Source organism: Pseudomonas sp. S2_E01, from assembly GCF_054668365.1.
In genome coordinates, this window is record NZ_CP162762.1 from 864,431 (window position 1) to 879,574 (window position 15,144).

Consider the following 15,144-nt stretch of genomic DNA (forward strand, 5'->3'; position numbering starts at 1 on the left):
ACCGTCGCCCCTACAGGTTCAGATGTGGTGAGAGTGAATGATGTACAGCCTTGAAGACCTGCTGCACCTGATGAGCCGTCTGCGCGATCCGCAGTTCGGCTGTCCCTGGGACATCAAGCAAACCTACGCCACCATCGTCCCGCATACGCTTGAGGAAGCCTACGAGGTGGCCGACGCCATCGAGCGAGGTGACTTCGATCACTTGCAGGGCGAGCTGGGTGATTTGCTGTTCCAGGTGGTTTATTACAGCCAACTGGCACGTGAAGAAGGGCGCTTCGAATTTGCCGGCGTCATCGACAGCATCACGCGCAAGCTGATCCGCCGTCACCCGCACGTATTCCCCACGGGCGATTTGTACGCACCGCTGGATGTTCCGCGCCTGAGCGAGGAACAGGTCAAGCAGCGTTGGGAAGCGATCAAGGCCGAGGAGCGCGCCGAGAAATCCGAGGCGCCTGAGCAATTGTCGTTACTCGATGACGTGCCTGCCGCGTTGCCGGCATTGTCCCGTTCGGCCAAGCTGCAAAAGCGTGCGGGGCAGGTGGGGTTCGATTGGCCCGATGCCTTGCCGGTGGTGGACAAGGTGCGTGAAGAACTCGACGAAATCCTCGAAGCGATGGCCGCTGACGACCCCTCAGCGATTGCCGATGAAGTCGGTGATCTGCTTTTTTCGGTGGTCAATCTGGCGCGTCATTTGAAAGTCGATCCGGAAACTGCGCTGCGTGGCGCCAACGGCAAGTTCGAAAGACGCTTCCGTTTTATCGAACAGGCATTGCGCGACACCCACCGACCCATGGAAGATTGCACCCTCGAAGAGTTGGACGCCCTGTGGGGCGAAGCCAAACGCCAGGAAAAGAATTTACCCAGCTGCGGTTGAGCAGCGGCCCAAGCGAGAAACAAGCACCATGAGCATTTCCCTTCGCGACCAGTTGCTCAAAGCAGGGCTGGTCAACCAAAAGCAGGCCAAGCAGGTCGGCAAAGAGAAGCAGAAGCAGCAACGTCTGGCCCACAAGGGGCAGATTGAACTCGATGACTCCCAGCAGCGTGCCGCCCAGGAAGCCAAGGCCGAGAAGGTCAAGCGCGACCAGGAACTCAATCGCCAGCAGCAGGAGAAAGCCGAAGCCAAGGCCCGTGTCGCACAGATCAAGCAACTGATCGAAGCCACGCGCCTGCCAAAGCTGACCACTGAGGATTACTACAACTTCGTCGACGACAAGAAGGTCAAGCGCCTGTCCGTCAACACGCTGATGCGCAACAAGCTCAGCAACGGTTCGCTGGCCATCGTGCATCATGGCGGCGGTTACGAAGTGATCCCCCGTGAAGCGGCCCTGAAGATCCAGGAGCGCGACCCGCAGCGCATCGTGCAGTTGAATGTGCAGACCGAAGAAGCGGCGGCTGAGGACGATCCGTACGCAGCTTTCCAGATCCCTGACGATCTGATGTGGTAAGCCTGCTTGCCTAACGACAAACCCCGCTCATGGCGGGGTTTGTCGTTTTTAATGCTGTGGTTTCATGCGGAGCGTAGCTCGCGTTGCCGCTCTTGTATTTCCAGTTCGGCCTTGTAGTTGTGGGCGTCGATTTCGTTATGAAACATCCCGACCAGCAAGTCTTGTTGATGCACGTCCCAGATCCGGATACCGGCGGCTACGCCTTCATGGGACATGTGTGAATCGTCGCGTTCAGTTACTTTTACAGTCATCTGCTAGCTCCAATTTCTGTGATCTGCAGCAAGGCGTGTGCAGGACTCAGTTATAGGATTTGTTAGCCGGCTAAGTAAACGCGCGAAATCGGTAAAGATTCATTGCGAAATTCGCAACAGTGCTACAGCCCGCAAAATCCGCGACATTCGGTCGCAGGGCGTTTGGTTGCATGACAAATGCTTCATCTTGAACAGGTGATTACGCCCCCCTGTAGGAGCGAGCATGCTCGCGATGGTAGCCCAGTCACCGCGGGCATTCAGGCAGCCAGCGTTATCGTTGACGACCATCGCGAGCATGCTCGCTCCTACAGAGGAGGGGGGATAGGCAAAAAAACGCCCCGAACCAGTCGGGGCGTTTTCAGTTACGGCGCAGCAGAAGGGGATTACTTGCCTTCCCAGCGCTTGAGTACCAGCGTCGCGTTGGTGCCACCGAAACCGAAGCTGTTGCTCATCACGGTGTCGATCTTGGCGTTTTCGCGAGTCTTGGTCAGCACTGGCAGGTCAGCCACTTCCGGGTCCAGCTCGTCGATGTTGGCGGAGCCGGCAATGAAGTTGCCTTCCATCATCAGCATGCAGTAGATCGCTTCATGAACGCCGGCGGCGCCCAGGGAGTGACCGGACAGGCTCTTGGTGGAGCTGATGGCCGGTGCCTTCTCGCCAAACACTTCACGTACACCTTTCATTTCCGCGACGTCGCCGACCGGGGTCGAGGTGCCGTGGGTGTTCAGGTAGTCGATCGGGGTATCGACGGTGGACAGCGCCTGCTGCATGCAGCGGATCGCGCCTTCACCACTTGGGGCAACCATGTCGTAGCCGTCGGACGTCGCGCCGTAGCCAACGATTTCCGCGTAGATCTTCGCGCCACGAGCCAGGGCGTGTTCCAGTTCCTCGACTACCACCATGCCGCCACCGCCAGCGATGACAAAACCATCACGGTCGGCGTCGTAGGCGCGGGAGGCTTGTGCCGGGGTGTCGTTGCGCTTGCTGGACAGGGCGCCCATGGCGTCGAACAGGAACGACTGGCTCCAGTGTTCTTCTTCACCGCCGCCGGCGAACACGATGTCCTGCTTGCCCATCTGGATCTGTTCCATGGCGGTACCGATGCAGTGAGCACTGGTGGCGCAGGCAGAAGCGATGGAGTAGTTCAGGCCCTTGATCTTGAATGGCGTCGCCAGGCAGGCCGAAACGGTGCTGCTCATGGTCCGCGTTACGCGGTATGGACCAACGCGCTTGACGCCTTTCTCGCGCAGGATGTCCAGCGCTTCCATCTGGTTCAGCGTGGACGCGCCACCGGAACCGGCGATCAGGCCGGTACGCGGGTTGGACACTTGCTCTTCGGTCAGGCCGGAGTCGGTGATGGCGTCTTTCATGGCCAGATAGGCATAAGCCGCCGCGTGGCCGACGAAACGATAGATCTTGCGATCGATCAGTTCTTCGAGGTTGAGGTCGATGGAGCCGGAAACCTGGCTACGCAGACCCATTTCGGCATATTCCGGGTTGAACCGGATGCCAGGGCGACTTGCACGCAGGTTAGCGGAGACGGTCTCTTTGTCATTGCCCAGGCACGAAACGATGCCCAGACCAGTGATAACGACGCGGCGCATGCGGATAACCCTTAGAAGTTGTCAGTGGAGGTGAAAACGCCGACCCGGAGGCCTTCGGCGGTGTAGATCTCGCGACCGTCGACAGTGACCGAACCGTCGGCGATGGCCAGGTTCAGCTTGCCCTTGAGGACGCGCTTGATATGAATGTTATAGGTGACTTTCTTGGCGGTTGGCAGCACCTGACCGAAGAACTTCACTTCGCCCGAACCCAGCGCGCGGCCACGGCCCGGCAGGCCTTGCCAGCCGAGGAAGAAACCAACCAGCTGCCACATGGCATCGAGGCCCAGGCAACCTGGCATCACCGGGTCACCTTCGAAGTGACAGGCGAAGAACCACAGGTCCGGATTGATATCCAGCTCGGCGACCAATTCACCTTTGCCGTACTTGCCACCCTCTTCGCTGATCAGGGTGATGCGATCAACCATCAGCATGTTAGGGGCGGGCAGTTGCGCGTTACCTGGGCCGAACAGCTCACCGCGACTGCAGCGCAGCAGGTCTTCCCGGGTAAAGGCGTTTTGTTTGGTCATGCGAGCTCCTCAATAATCCCATGCGGCAGGTGGGGCAAATCTTCCCGGCCGATCGAAGCGTTCATGCCTCGATTCGGCAGCCTACTCATAGACTATTGCGTTGTAGTGAAAGTCACAGCACCAAGGACATGAAAGTACACTTGTGCACTGAAATTATTATTCAAGCCCCTTTTCGAGGCTATTCGGGTGCCTAAGACTGCCGCAATTTCGCCTTTCACGCCAGTCACAGATGCTCGAAAGGCCTGTATCACTGCACCCATCGTTGGAGAATCTGCTGCAAATCCGTACGTTTGAACGGCTTGGCCAGATAATCGTTCATTCCCGCCGACAGGCAGGTTTCGCGGTCGCCCTGCAGGGCATTGGCGGTCAGTGCAATGATCGGTACGTCGCTGCAACCGGGTAACTGGCGAATCTGTCGAGTGGCTTCGTAGCCATCGATGATCGGCAGTCGGCAGTCCATCAGGATCGCTTCGAAAATCAGGCTTTCGGCACTGCGTACCGCTTGAGCGCCATCGGTGGCGACGCTGACGGTAAAGCCCAGGCTGCGTAGCATGGCCTCGATCACGGTCTGGTTGACCGGGTTGTCTTCGACCAACAGCACATTGCGGCCCGCACCGTCGCTGTTACCCGCAGGTACCCGAGGCGCCAGTACGGGCAACGGCTGTTTATGGCGCGCCAGTGGAATCTCAAGGGTGAAGGCCGAGCCGCGTCCTTCCTCACTCTGGGCACGCAGCGTACCGCCCATGCGTTCGGCGAGCGTGCGGGCGATTGGCAGGCCCAGGCCAGTGCCGCCGTATCGCCTGGATATGGAACTGTCGGCTTGCTGGAAGGCGTTGAACATCGACTCCAGACTCTCGGCCGGAATACCGATGCCGCTATCGCGTACGGTGCATGTAAACCAGAACAGTTCGTGGTCCAGCGCCTGCCATTGCGCTTCAATGCTCACGCGGCCCTGCTCGGTGAATTTCAGTGCGTTGCCGACCAGATTCACCAGGATCTGGCGGATTCGTGTCGGATCGCCCTGAACCTGCAGGGCGTGCATGTCTTCGGGAATTTGCAGCGCCAAATGGAGCCCCCGCTGCGCCGCGCTGTGCTGGAACGATTGGGCGCAGCTACCGATCAGGTCTGCCAGGTTGAACGCAATGTGTTCCAGTTCCAGTTCAGAGCGTTCGATGCGCGAGAAGTCGAGTATATCGTTGATGACTTTGAGCAGGTGTTCGGTGGACTCCGAAGCCAACGCCGCGTACTCGACCTGCTCCTCGGTCATCTCGGTGGTCTCCAACAGTTGCAACATGCCCAGCACGCCATTCATCGGTGTGCGCAGTTCGTGGCTCATCATCGCCAGGAAATCGGATTTGGCATTGTTGGCCTTCTCTGCCTCCTCCCGGGTCTGGATCAGTTGTGCCATGGCCTGGTGCTGTTCGCGGCTGGCCTGTTCGAGGCCGCTGGCCAGGTTATTGATGTGCTGCGACAGCGCGCCGAGTTCGGTGTCGTCGACAATCGGCAATGGAGTCGTGTAGTCGCCGCCCTGTATGGCCTTGACGGCGTTGCCAATGTCACGGATCGGCTGCGACAGGCTGCCGGCCAGGCGCCGGGCGATGAGGTAGGTGAACAGCAGGGCGAACAGCGCGAGGATGCCGGCCTTGAACAGGATTTCTTGCTGGCGTTTGCTGAAGGCATCGTTGGACAGGCCGACGATCACCCGGCCCAGGTAATCTTCGGCAGGCGCTGCGTTGGCCACCTTGCTACCGGGGAAAAAGTCGTTGTGCAGCGCGATCCGTTGCAGCCGAACCGGTGCCTGAAACACTTCGACCTGCTGCGAGCGGCTGTGGGATTCCGAGGGATGTTCGACGTACACCAGAATCCGGTTGGCGCTGTCCTGGACTTCCAAAAAGCGAACGTTCGGTGTGGCCAGGGTGGCTTTGAGCAGGCTATCGAGGACTTCGTTATTGCCGGATATCACCCCGTATTCCGCCGCCGGCGCCAACTGGTTGGCAATCAGTTGGCCGGTGTGGTTAAGCTCCTGGCGCAGATCCTGGATGCGCACGAAGGTGAAAAAGCTGATCAATAGCAGGGTGAGCAGCAGCGCCGGGCCGAGGCTGATGATTTGCGTGCGGGTGTTGATGTCCCAGCGACGACGGAAAGTCATGGGCGGCTTTCTCCTGCGGCCAACTGTGTTGCGACCCGGGCTTCATCGATCTGTTCAATACCTAATGAACGAGCCACTTGTGGGTTACTCAAGACTTTGAAGTGATTGGCATAATGCGCGCGCGGCCAACTGTCCGTCGGGCGGTCGAGCAGTTCGTCGAGAACCGTCAGCCAGTCGCTCTGGTCGCTGTAACTGCTGGCCAGGCTGCCGGCCCTGACGAAAGCAGCGCTGGGACCGATCAAGGCGGTCTGGCGCGAGTAACTGCTGAGCAACAGGTTTTTCGCGGTTCTTGAGTTGTACAGGTCGGGATCCTCCAGGCCCAGCAACACGTCGCTGTTCTTCAGCAAGGCCTGTAAAGGGCGGCTGTCATGGGAATTGTCCCAGCGCTGGGTGACGATCTCCAGGTCCAGCTTCCTGGCGGCCAGACGCAGTTCATTGAGAAGAAATTCGCTATGACGGTCGTAAAGTACGCCGACTCGCCTGGCCTGGGGCAACAGGATACGGGTCAGATGCAATTGTCGATCCAGCGGCGGATCGCTCCAAAGCAGGGTCAGCCATGGGGGCAGCGTGGCTCCCAGTCGTTCGCGGGCTTGCAGGCGGCTGATGCGCAGCGCCAGCGTTGCGGGGCCTCGGGGGTCTTGCAGGCGCCAGTCGAGGCTCGGCAGGTCGAGCAGGATCAATCGGGTTTTCCTGGGTAACTGGCTCGGTGCCGGCAACTGGCTGAGCGGTTGAAAATGTACGGTGTCGGTGGGGCGCAGTTCGCCCAGGGCCGTGGCGAAGGCCTGCATGCCCGGACTGTCTTCGGCACCCGTCAGTAAAATATCCTCGGCGCGGGCGGACAGGCTCCCCAGCCAAGCGACCAGTGCCAGACACAACCCGGCCAGCAGGCGGCCAAGGGAGGGCATCGTCCGTGACAGGCGCGGCGGCATCTAGAACACCAGCTCCGCACTGAAGTACATGACCCGCTGCTGGTCATAACGGTTGTCGACGAAGGTGGTGGGCTGATGATCGAGGCGTTGCTGGAGCACGCCGGCCAGCTCCAGCGTGGCCTTGCCCAAGCCTATGCGTTTGGCGATGCGTGTATCGACCCGTTCAAAGCGATAGCCGTTGAGGGTGTCATCACCATAGTAGAAGAGCGCGCTGTTCCAGCCCTGGCCCCAGTTGCGCAACCAGCCAGCGGAACCACTGTTGCGGGCGGTCTGTCGGGCGTCCAGCGGGTTGCTTGACCGGGCATCGACATAGGCGTAGGTCAGGCGCAACCGGTCGGCACTGCCCAGGCGCCAGTCGACCTGGGTTTCCGCCCCGGTGAAACGCGAGCTGTTGGCGTTGCTGGCGATGTACTGGTTATTGCGCAAGGGCTCGCTGATCATGCCGGTGATCTCGTCGTGGAACGCCTTCACGTCCACGGCCAGTCCCCACTCGGAGAAATAGCCGTTGTAGCCCACTTCCCTGGAACGCATGCGTTCCTTGTCGAGGTCCCCGGGGCCGCGGGTCCTGACGAAATAACGCGCACTGCTCTGACCGAAGGCCGCAGGTTGCAGGTTGGTGACCCGGTAGCTCCAGTTGACATTGTTCTCGAACATGTCCGGCGAACGGATCGCTTCCGAGTACACCGCGCGCAGGCCATGGCGAGGATTGATCAGGTAGTTGACCGCCATTCGCGGAGTCAACGAGCTGCCAGTCAACCGGGTGTCCTCGAACATCGCGCCACCCTGCAACAGCCAGTGCTCGGTTGCCCGCCACTCGAGATGGCCAAAGGTACGCCAGGTGGTGTCATCGAACTTGCCATTGAAGTACGTCTCGGAGTCGGCCCGGTCGTAACGATAGTTCATGCCGCTGACCAGTCGCAGGCTGTCGGACAGGCTGAGGGTGTCCTGTAATTCAAGGTCGTACCGCGACTCGCGGATGCTCTGGTCAATGTCGCCGCACAGGCTTTGCCCGGCACCTGCGCGCCACTGGTCCAGCACCTGGTTGGCCAGCGTCTGTTGCGCCGCCGTGCCGGTCGGGGCGCCGGGACCCAGGTATTGGGTGATGTTGCGCGCCAGTCGCTCGGTGTAATTGGGGTTGAGCTGCCAGAGTTCGGTCAATTCGGGACTGAAGGAAATTTCGGCGTCGCAGGCCCGCCACGTCTGCTGGCGATCCCAGTGCTGGGCCGAACCCTGGATATAAAGGCTGTGTTCAGGATTGATGTCCAGGTTCCAGCGCAACGAGCCGGCATAGTCTTTGGCGTTCACGTCGGAATTGTTGCCGGCGGCGGTAATCCCCGAGAACACCGGCCGGTAGGTGTATGGCCGCTGATTACTGCCTTCCTTGGCATTGAATTGCCAGTCCAGGCTTTGCCACTCGTCGAGCGCCTGGCTGATGGCGAGGTTGATGCGGTTCAGGCGTCGGCTGTCACGGTAATCGGCGCCATGACGGTCCGAATCGAAGCCGTCGTCCTGCTGGCCGGACATCGACAGGCGCAGGTCACCAGTGTCCCAGCCGACGCCCTGGCTGGCGTAGAAGTCGTCGATGCCGCGCTGACCGCGGGTGACCTTCAATCGCGTGCCGAAACTGTCAGCCGGGTGGCGGGTGATGATGTTGACCACCGCCATCAGCGCATTGGCGCCATAGCTGACGGTGTTCGGGCCGCGGAAGACTTCGATGCGCTCAATGTCCTCCATGGCCACGGGAATATCACTCCAGTCCACCGTGGCCAGGCCGGCGCGGTACACCGAGCGACCGTCGATCAGCACCTGCAGACGCCGCGCATCGCTGGCGTTGGTGCCGTGATAATTCACGGCGGGCTGATTGCCGGTGATGTTGCCGACCATCATGCCCGGCACCAGGCGCAAGAGTTCGCTGATGTCCCGGGCGCCGCTGCTGTCGATCAGTTCACTGTCAATCACCGTCATGCTGCCGGGCACTGCGGCGGGCGACTGTTTCAGGCGCGTGGCCGTCAGCACCTGTGGCAGTTGCTCGCTGTCGGTGAACAGGTCGTCAGCGAGCAACGGCGGGCTGAGGAGCAGCGCCAGGACCAGCGGCGAGCGAGTTGAAGCAGAGCCAAACGACACGACACATCCTTGATAGCGAATCACTGGCGCGCATGTTAACCGAGCCCATCGACTTTTCCAGTCACGATGACCGCATTTTCCTCGTCATTATTGGTCATCTTCATACAAGTGCCGGTATTTGATGCGGGGGCTGTCCGTCACTGGGCCGCTCCGTATAATGCCGGCATCGCCACTGGTATGGATTAACGGATTGCATATGACTGAACAGCGCCCGATTGCGGTTCTGGGAGGCGGAAGTTTTGGTACCGCCGTGGCTAATCTGCTGGCCGAGAACGGGCACCAGGTTCGCCTGTGGATGCGTGACCCCGCACAGGCCGAAGCCATTGCGGTCAATCGCGAGAACCCGCGCTACCTCAAGGGCATCAAGGTGCTTGCTGCCGTGGAGCCCACCACGGACCTGCTGGCGACGCTTGCGGCGTGTGAGCTGTGTTTCGTTGCGCTGCCTTCCAGCGCGCTGCGGTCGGTGCTGGCCCCTCACGCGCAGCTGCTGAGCGGCAAGATGCTGGTGAGCCTGACCAAGGGAATCGAAGCCCACACATTCAAGCTGATGAGCGAGATCCTCGAAGAGATCGCTCCCCAGGCGCGCATAGGTGTGTTGTCCGGGCCAAACCTGGCCCGGGAAGTCGCCGAGCACGCGTTGACCGCCACCGTGGTCGCCAGCGAAGACGAAGCGCTCTGCCAGCAGGTTCAGGCTGCGCTGCACGGTCGTACCTTTCGCGTGTATGCCAGCGCCGACCGTTTTGGCGTGGAACTGGGCGGGGCGTTGAAAAACGTCTATGCGATCATCGCTGGCATGGCAGTGGCACTGGGCATGGGCGAAAACACCAAAAGTATGCTGATCACTCGTGCACTGGCGGAAATGACCCGTTTCGCAGTGAATCAGGGTGCCAACCCGATGACATTCCTCGGGCTTGCGGGGGTCGGTGATCTCATCGTGACCTGCTCTTCGCCCAAGAGCCGCAACTATCAGGTCGGTTTTGCACTGGGCCAGGGCTTGAGCCTGGAAGACGCCGTGGCGCGCCTGGGCGAAGTGGCCGAAGGTGTCAACACGCTCAAAGTGCTCAAGGCCAAGGCCCAGGAAGTCGGCGTATATATGCCGCTGGTCGCCGGGCTGCACGCGATCCTGTTCGAAGGGCGCACGCTCAGTCAGGTGATTGAACTGCTGATGCGCGGCGAACCCAAAACTGATGTCGATTTCATTTCCACCAGTGGTTTCAACTGATCACGCTATAGACAAGGGCAGGGCATTGCACATGAGCGAACCGAAAGTAGAAGACCAGTACGAGTCGATCCTTCTGCGGGTGTTATGGATGATCGTTTTCCTGCTGGTGTGGCAGGTGGCGCAGTTCATGCTCGGCGCCGTGGTGCTGGTGCAACTGGTCTATCGTTTGTTTTATGGCGCTCCGAGCGCCAGCCTGATGAATTTCGGCGACAGCCTGAGCCAGTTCCTGGCCCAGATCGGTCGATTCGGCACGTTCCACAGCGACCAGAAACCCTGGCCGTTCGCCGACTGGCCGACGCCGCGCACCCCGGAAGGTGAAGCTGCGCACGTCGTGGCGCCGGCGCCGCATCCGACCCGAGATGAGGAACCCAAGCTATGAAACTCTGGGTATTGCGTCATGGTGAAGCCGAGCCTTACGGCAAACGTCCGGATTCCGAAAGGGCACTGACGGCCCACGGTCGGGAAGAGGTTTTACGCTCAGCGGCCGAGTTGATGGGGCGTCCCATCACGGCCATTTACGCCAGCCCCTACCTGCGTGCACAGCAGACCGCCGAGATCGTGCGCACGGCCCTGGGTTTCGCACCGGACATCCGCACTGTGGAATGGCTGACCCCAGACAACCGCCCGCAAGCGGTTGCCGAACAATTGGTCTCGGTGGACCACGCGTTGCTGGTCAGCCACAACCCGCTGGTGGGTAATTTGCTGGGTTACCTGCAACACGGCCACGTGCAGGAGCCCGAAGCGGTCAAGACCGCGGGCCTGGCCGAACTGGAGGGCGATCTCCCGGTGGCCGGGGCGATGAAGCTGAATGGTATCAAGCACCCGTAGATGCGGTGATATGTATCTTTTTGTGAAGTAATCAACCAAGCAACCGCTTGGTTGGCTACGCTTGCTCCAGACCAAAAACAAAGGAGCGAGTCGCATGTCTGCTGCTTTTCGTTTGCCGCTGGACGTCTTCTACGAGCGTGAAGCCCGTCATCCCCGTCAGCGCTACCTGGTTCAGCCAGTGGGCGGCGGCCAGGTCGAAACCCTGACCTGGGCAGACGTCGGTCATCAAGCCCGGTGCGCGGCGCACTGGTTGCGGGCCCGTGAATTGCCGCAGGGCAGCCACATCGCTCTGATCTCGAAAAACTGCGCCCACTGGATCATCGCTGACCTGGCGATCTGGATGGCCGGGCATGTGTCGGTGCCGTTGTACCCCAACCTCACCGCCGATTCCGTCGCGCAGGTGCTGCAACACTCCGAGGCGGCCCTGGCGTTCATCGGCAAGCTCGATGACTGGCCCGCCATGTCCCGTGGAGTCAGTCCCGATCTACCCACCATCAGCCTGCCGCTGCACCCGCCGGGCAGCTTCAGTTACAGCTGGGACGACCTGCAAGCCTGCTCGCCGATCCTGGACAATCCGATGCCTGCCGCCGATCGGTTGGCGACCATCATTTACACCTCCGGCACCACGGGTCTGCCCAAGGGTGTCATGCACACCTTTGGCACCCTGGGTTTCGCCACCAGCGGCGGCACCCAGTTGTTCGGTCTCAATGAGTCGGATCGACTGCTGTCATACCTGCCGCTCTGCCACGTTGCCGAACGCATGTTCGTCGAACTGGCTTCGATCTACACCGGGCAAACCGTATTTTTTGCCGAGAGCCTGGACACTTTCCTCACCGATATGCAGCGTGCGCGCCCCACGGCATTGTTCGGCGTGCCACGGATCTGGACCAAGTTCCAGATGGGCGTATACGGCAAGATCCCAGCCAAGCGCCTGGATTTGCTCCTGGGTTTGCCTTTCATTGGCAAGCGGGTAGGGCGAAAGGTGCTCGCCGGGCTTGGGCTGGATGCGTTGCGGGTGGCCCTGTCCGGGGCGGCGCCAGTCCCTCAGACCTTGCTGCTGTGGTACCGCAAGCTTGGGTTGGACGTGCTGGAGGTGTATGGCATGACCGAAAGCTGCGGGTATTCCCACATCGGTCGGCCCGGCGAGAACAAGCGAGGCTGGATCGGCAAGCCGTGCCCGAATGTTGAAGTGAAGATCGACGAATCCGGCGAAGTCCTGGTGCGCAGCGGGGCAACCATGCTCGGCTATTTCAAGGAGCCGGAGAAAACCGCAGACACCCTCACCGGGGACGGCTTCCTGCGTACCGGTGACAAGGGTGAGCAGGACGCCGAAGGCAACCTGCGCCTGACCGGGCGGCTGAAGGAAATCTTCAAGACCAGCAAAGGCAAGTACGTAGCGCCGGCACCGATTGAAAACCGTCTGGCGGTGCATTCCCGGATTGAGCAGGTGTGTGTGGTCGGCGACGGTCTGATCGCGCCACTGGGGCTGTGCGTGCTGTCGGCTGTCGGGCAACAGGACGCCGTGGGTGCCGCGCGCGCGGGACTGCACTCGAGCCTGGAAAAACTGCTGGAGGAGGTCAACGGCGTTCTCGACAAGCACGAGCGTCTGCATCGCCTGGTGGTGGTCAAGGACAGTTGGGCGGTGGAGAACGGTTTCCTCACGCCGACCCTCAAAATCAAGCGCAATGTGATCGAGGCGGCTTACGGTTCGCGTTTTGCAGAATGGAGCGAGCACAGGGATGCGGTGCTGTGGCAGGATTGAGTCACGAACAAAATCAATAAAGGATGCCTGCGATGAGTTTGTGGCGTACCACTCCGAACATCGAGCAATTGAACGCAATTCAGAAGAACACCATTGGCGAAGTGCTGGACATCCGCTTCGAAACCTTCGACGACGAGTCCCTGACTGCCAGCATGGTGATCGACCATCGCACCCACCAGCCTTATGGTTTGCTCCATGGGGGCGCCTCGGTGGTGCTGGCCGAGTCCGTTGGTTCCATGGCGAGCTACTTGTGCATCGACGCCAGCAAGTTCTACTGCGTGGGCCTGGAAATCAATGCCAACCATTTGCGCGGCCTGCGCAGCGGGCGCGTGACCGCTGTCGCCAAGCCCATCCACATCGGGCGCACCACCCACGTCTGGGACATTCGCCTGACCAGTGACGAGGGCAAGGCCAGTTGCGTGTCACGCCTGACCATGGCGGTGGTGCCACTGGGTGAGAACCCGCCGGCGCGTTGATTGCAAACGGCGGGGTATTCGCCTGACCGGACTGTCATCATTCCTGGCAGTTACGGTCATTGCTGCGGGTCCCTGTCTTGCGGACAATCAACGCCTGTCATTGTTTTTGGACTTCGCCGGTATGTCGCAGCAGGTATTTTTCGCTCACGCCAACGGTTTTCCCTCGGGGACCTACGGCAAGTTGTTCGCGGCGTTGGCGCCCGAGTATCAGGTTGCGCATTTGCCGCAGCACGCCCATGACCCGCGTTTCCCGGCGGATGACAACTGGCATAACCTGGTGGACGAGCTGATTCACCACCTCGAACAACAGGCGCAACCGATTTGGGGGGTGGGGCATTCCTTCGGTGGCGTGCTGCACCTGCATGCGGCGTTGCGTTGCCCTGAGTTGTACCGAGGCGTAGTCATGCTCGACTCGCCAGTGCTCACCCGCGCCGATCAGTGGGTGATCCGAGCAGCCAAGCGTTTTGGCTTCATCGACCGCCTGACACCGGCGGGGCGTACGCTGGGGCGCAAGGAAGAGTTTGCCGACCTCGACAGCGCCCGGCGCTATTTCGCCGGTAAAACCCTGTTCCGCAGTTTCGATCCGGAATGCTTCGACGCCTACCTGCAACACGGTCTGGAACCGGTAGGTGACAAGTTGCGCCTGCGTTTCGATCCCGCCACCGAAATCAGCATCTACCGTGGCGTGCCCCACACCAGCCCTGGCCATACGCGTCATTTGAAGGTGCCGCTGGCGGTCGTGCGTGGGCGTGACAGCCGTGTGGTCATGCGTCATCACGCCAGTTCCGTCGGGCGCCTGCCACAGGGCGAGTCCCTGACCATGCCGGGCGGGCACATGTTTCCCCTCGAGCGGCCACAGGACACCGCCACGCTGCTCAAGGACCTGTTCAGCCGCTGGGGCGGTCGACAACAACGGGATTGCGCATGAAGCCGGTGGTCGAAGAAGTTCGCCTGAGCCTGCCGCATATCGAACTGGCAGCGCACCTGTTCGGTCCAGAAGACGGTTTGCCGGTCATTGCCCTGCATGGCTGGCTGGACAACGCCAACAGTTTTGCCCGATTGGCGCCCAAGCTCAAAGGGCTGCGCATCGTCGCACTGGACATGGCCGGTCATGGTCATTCCGGGCATCGTCCGGCGGGTGCCGGTTATGCCATGTGGGACTATGCCCACGATGTGTTGCAAGTCGCCGAGCAAATGGGCTTGAAACGGTTTGCGCTGCTGGGGCACTCCATGGGTGCCATCGCTTCGCTGATCATCGCCGGATCGATGCCTGAGCGCGTGACCCATCTTGCCCTGATCGATGGCGTCATCCCGCCGACGGACAAAGGTGAAAACGCCGCCGAGCGCATGGGCATGGCACTGCAAGCGCAGTTGGACCTGCGGGAAAAACGCAAGCCTATCTACGCCACCCTCGACCGCGCCATCGAAGCGCGCATGAAGGGCCTGGTGGCCGTCAGTCGAGAAGCCGCCGAGCTGCTGGCACAACGGGGCCTGATGCCAGTCTCGGGTGGCTACACCTGGCGAACGGACAATCGCCTGACGCTGCCGTCGCCGCTGCGCCTGACCACCGAGCAGGCGATGGCCTTCGTCCACCGTATCAGTTGCCCAGCGCTGTTGGTTGTCGCGGCCGACGGCATGCTCGCCAAACACCCCGAGTTGCTGGAGCGTCTACCCTTTAGCCTTGAACAGCTGCCAGGCGGTCATCATTTGCACCTGAATGACGAGTCCGGAGCGGATCTTGTAGCAGACTGTTTCAATCGGTTCTTCGCCATTCCTTGACTTGCGTTCGGCAACTGTCGAGGCTGGTCGGGTTGAATGGGGAGACAA

General features: G+C 60.8%; 15 protein-coding genes. 9 read left to right on the forward strand and 6 right to left on the reverse strand.

Features of this window, described 5'->3' with window-relative positions; all coding sequences use genetic code 11:
* Positions 1 to 40 precede the first annotated feature (40 nt).
* Together mazG and AB4O36_RS04055 are read left to right on the forward strand one after the other, a co-directional pair.
* Positions 41 to 874, forward strand: a complete 834-nt coding sequence (gene mazG, locus AB4O36_RS04050) for a nucleoside triphosphate pyrophosphohydrolase (protein ID WP_460126580.1) — start codon at positions 41 to 43, stop codon at positions 872 to 874.
* A 28-nt stretch (positions 875 to 902) separates the two neighbouring features.
* A complete protein-coding gene (locus tag AB4O36_RS04055) occupies positions 903 to 1,445 on the forward strand; it encodes a DUF2058 domain-containing protein (protein ID WP_460121836.1) in 543 nt (180 codons plus the stop codon).
* Positions 1,446 to 1,507: 62 nt separating this feature from the next.
* On the opposite strand, the gene AB4O36_RS04060 is transcribed toward AB4O36_RS04055, so the two are convergent.
* From AB4O36_RS04060 to AB4O36_RS04085, 6 genes are all read right to left on the reverse strand, one after another.
* Positions 1,508 to 1,696, reverse strand: a complete 189-nt coding sequence (locus tag AB4O36_RS04060; protein WP_460121838.1) for a hypothetical protein — start codon at positions 1,694 to 1,696, stop codon at positions 1,508 to 1,510.
* Between the two features lie 383 nt (positions 1,697 to 2,079).
* Positions 2,080 to 3,300 (reverse strand): beta-ketoacyl-ACP synthase I, encoded by a 1,221-nt coding sequence (gene fabB, locus AB4O36_RS04065; RefSeq protein ID WP_460141106.1) that lies wholly within the window; start codon positions 3,298 to 3,300, stop codon positions 2,080 to 2,082.
* An 11-nt stretch (positions 3,301 to 3,311) separates the two neighbouring features.
* Positions 3,312 to 3,827 carry a 3-hydroxyacyl-[acyl-carrier-protein] dehydratase FabA gene (gene fabA, locus AB4O36_RS04070; RefSeq protein ID WP_003227150.1) on the reverse strand — a complete coding sequence of 172 codons (516 nt, stop codon included), beginning with the start codon at positions 3,825 to 3,827 and terminating at the stop codon, positions 3,312 to 3,314.
* 247 nt (positions 3,828 to 4,074) lie between these two features.
* Complete coding sequence (locus AB4O36_RS04075) at positions 4,075 to 5,976, reverse strand: ATP-binding protein (RefSeq protein ID WP_460121842.1); 1,902 nt, start codon at positions 5,974 to 5,976, stop codon at positions 4,075 to 4,077.
* Complete coding sequence (locus tag AB4O36_RS04080; protein WP_460141107.1) at positions 5,973 to 6,905, reverse strand: ABC transporter substrate-binding protein; 933 nt, start codon at positions 6,903 to 6,905, stop codon at positions 5,973 to 5,975. Before AB4O36_RS04080 ends, AB4O36_RS04075 begins: the two co-directional genes overlap by 4 nt.
* Positions 6,906 to 9,029: a TonB-dependent receptor plug domain-containing protein gene (locus AB4O36_RS04085; protein WP_460141108.1), complete on the reverse strand. Its 2,124-nt coding sequence runs from the start codon at positions 9,027 to 9,029 to the stop codon at positions 6,906 to 6,908. It abuts the gene before it with no gap.
* A 196-nt stretch (positions 9,030 to 9,225) separates the two neighbouring features.
* Between AB4O36_RS04085 and AB4O36_RS04090 the strand changes: the two genes are divergently transcribed.
* The 7 genes from AB4O36_RS04090 (at position 9,226) to AB4O36_RS04120 (ending at position 15,096) form a co-directional block, all read left to right on the forward strand.
* Positions 9,226 to 10,251, forward strand: a complete 1,026-nt coding sequence (locus AB4O36_RS04090; RefSeq protein WP_460141109.1) for an NAD(P)H-dependent glycerol-3-phosphate dehydrogenase — start codon at positions 9,226 to 9,228, stop codon at positions 10,249 to 10,251.
* Between the two features lie 31 nt (positions 10,252 to 10,282).
* The gene (locus tag AB4O36_RS04095) at positions 10,283 to 10,630 is read left to right on the forward strand and encodes a DUF4389 domain-containing protein (protein ID WP_460141110.1); all 348 of its coding nucleotides are present in this window, start codon (positions 10,283 to 10,285) and stop codon (positions 10,628 to 10,630) included.
* Positions 10,627 to 11,079, forward strand: a complete 453-nt coding sequence (gene sixA, locus AB4O36_RS04100) for a phosphohistidine phosphatase SixA (protein ID WP_460141111.1) — start codon at positions 10,627 to 10,629, stop codon at positions 11,077 to 11,079. Before AB4O36_RS04095 ends, sixA begins: the two co-directional genes overlap by 4 nt.
* Before the next feature lie 94 nt (positions 11,080 to 11,173).
* Complete coding sequence (locus AB4O36_RS04105; protein WP_460141112.1) at positions 11,174 to 12,841, forward strand: AMP-binding protein; 1,668 nt, start codon at positions 11,174 to 11,176, stop codon at positions 12,839 to 12,841.
* 32 nt (positions 12,842 to 12,873) lie between these two features.
* Positions 12,874 to 13,317 (forward strand): hotdog fold thioesterase, encoded by a 444-nt coding sequence (locus tag AB4O36_RS04110; protein WP_460141113.1) that lies wholly within the window; start codon positions 12,874 to 12,876, stop codon positions 13,315 to 13,317.
* Positions 13,318 to 13,438: 121 nt separating this feature from the next.
* Entirely contained in the window at positions 13,439 to 14,245 is an 807-nt protein-coding gene (locus tag AB4O36_RS04115; RefSeq protein ID WP_460121858.1) for an alpha/beta fold hydrolase, read from the forward strand.
* The gene (locus AB4O36_RS04120; protein ID WP_460141114.1) at positions 14,242 to 15,096 is read left to right on the forward strand and encodes an alpha/beta hydrolase; all 855 of its coding nucleotides are present in this window, start codon (positions 14,242 to 14,244) and stop codon (positions 15,094 to 15,096) included. The genes AB4O36_RS04115 and AB4O36_RS04120 overlap by 4 nt, the downstream gene beginning before the upstream one ends.
* The last annotated feature ends 48 nt before the right edge of the window (positions 15,097 to 15,144 follow it).

What these genes read in the sequence shown, in the direction of transcription:
- mazG (WP_460126580.1), top strand. Translation starts at nt 41, where the DNA reads ATGTACAGCCTTGAAGACCTGCTGCACCTGATGAGCCGTCTGCGCGAT.
- AB4O36_RS04055 (WP_460121836.1), top strand. Translation starts at nt 903, where the DNA reads ATGAGCATTTCCCTTCGCGACCAGTTGCTCAAAGCAGGGCTGGTCAAC.
- AB4O36_RS04060 (WP_460121838.1), bottom strand. Translation starts at nt 1,696, where the DNA reads ATGACTGTAAAAGTAACTGAACGCGACGATTCACACATGTCCCATGAA.
- fabB (WP_460141106.1), bottom strand. Translation starts at nt 3,300, where the DNA reads ATGCGCCGCGTCGTTATCACTGGTCTGGGCATCGTTTCGTGCCTGGGC.
- fabA (WP_003227150.1), bottom strand. Translation starts at nt 3,827, where the DNA reads ATGACCAAACAAAACGCCTTTACCCGGGAAGACCTGCTGCGCTGCAGT.
- AB4O36_RS04075 (WP_460121842.1), bottom strand. Translation starts at nt 5,976, where the DNA reads ATGACTTTCCGTCGTCGCTGGGACATCAACACCCGCACGCAAATCATC.
- AB4O36_RS04080 (WP_460141107.1), bottom strand. Translation starts at nt 6,905, where the DNA reads ATGCCGCCGCGCCTGTCACGGACGATGCCCTCCCTTGGCCGCCTGCTG.
- AB4O36_RS04090 (WP_460141109.1), top strand. Translation starts at nt 9,226, where the DNA reads ATGACTGAACAGCGCCCGATTGCGGTTCTGGGAGGCGGAAGTTTTGGT.
- AB4O36_RS04095 (WP_460141110.1), top strand. Translation starts at nt 10,283, where the DNA reads ATGAGCGAACCGAAAGTAGAAGACCAGTACGAGTCGATCCTTCTGCGG.
- sixA (WP_460141111.1), top strand. Translation starts at nt 10,627, where the DNA reads ATGAAACTCTGGGTATTGCGTCATGGTGAAGCCGAGCCTTACGGCAAA.
- AB4O36_RS04105 (WP_460141112.1), top strand. Translation starts at nt 11,174, where the DNA reads ATGTCTGCTGCTTTTCGTTTGCCGCTGGACGTCTTCTACGAGCGTGAA.
- AB4O36_RS04110 (WP_460141113.1), top strand. Translation starts at nt 12,874, where the DNA reads ATGAGTTTGTGGCGTACCACTCCGAACATCGAGCAATTGAACGCAATT.
- AB4O36_RS04115 (WP_460121858.1), top strand. Translation starts at nt 13,439, where the DNA reads ATGTCGCAGCAGGTATTTTTCGCTCACGCCAACGGTTTTCCCTCGGGG.
- AB4O36_RS04120 (WP_460141114.1), top strand. Translation starts at nt 14,242, where the DNA reads ATGAAGCCGGTGGTCGAAGAAGTTCGCCTGAGCCTGCCGCATATCGAA.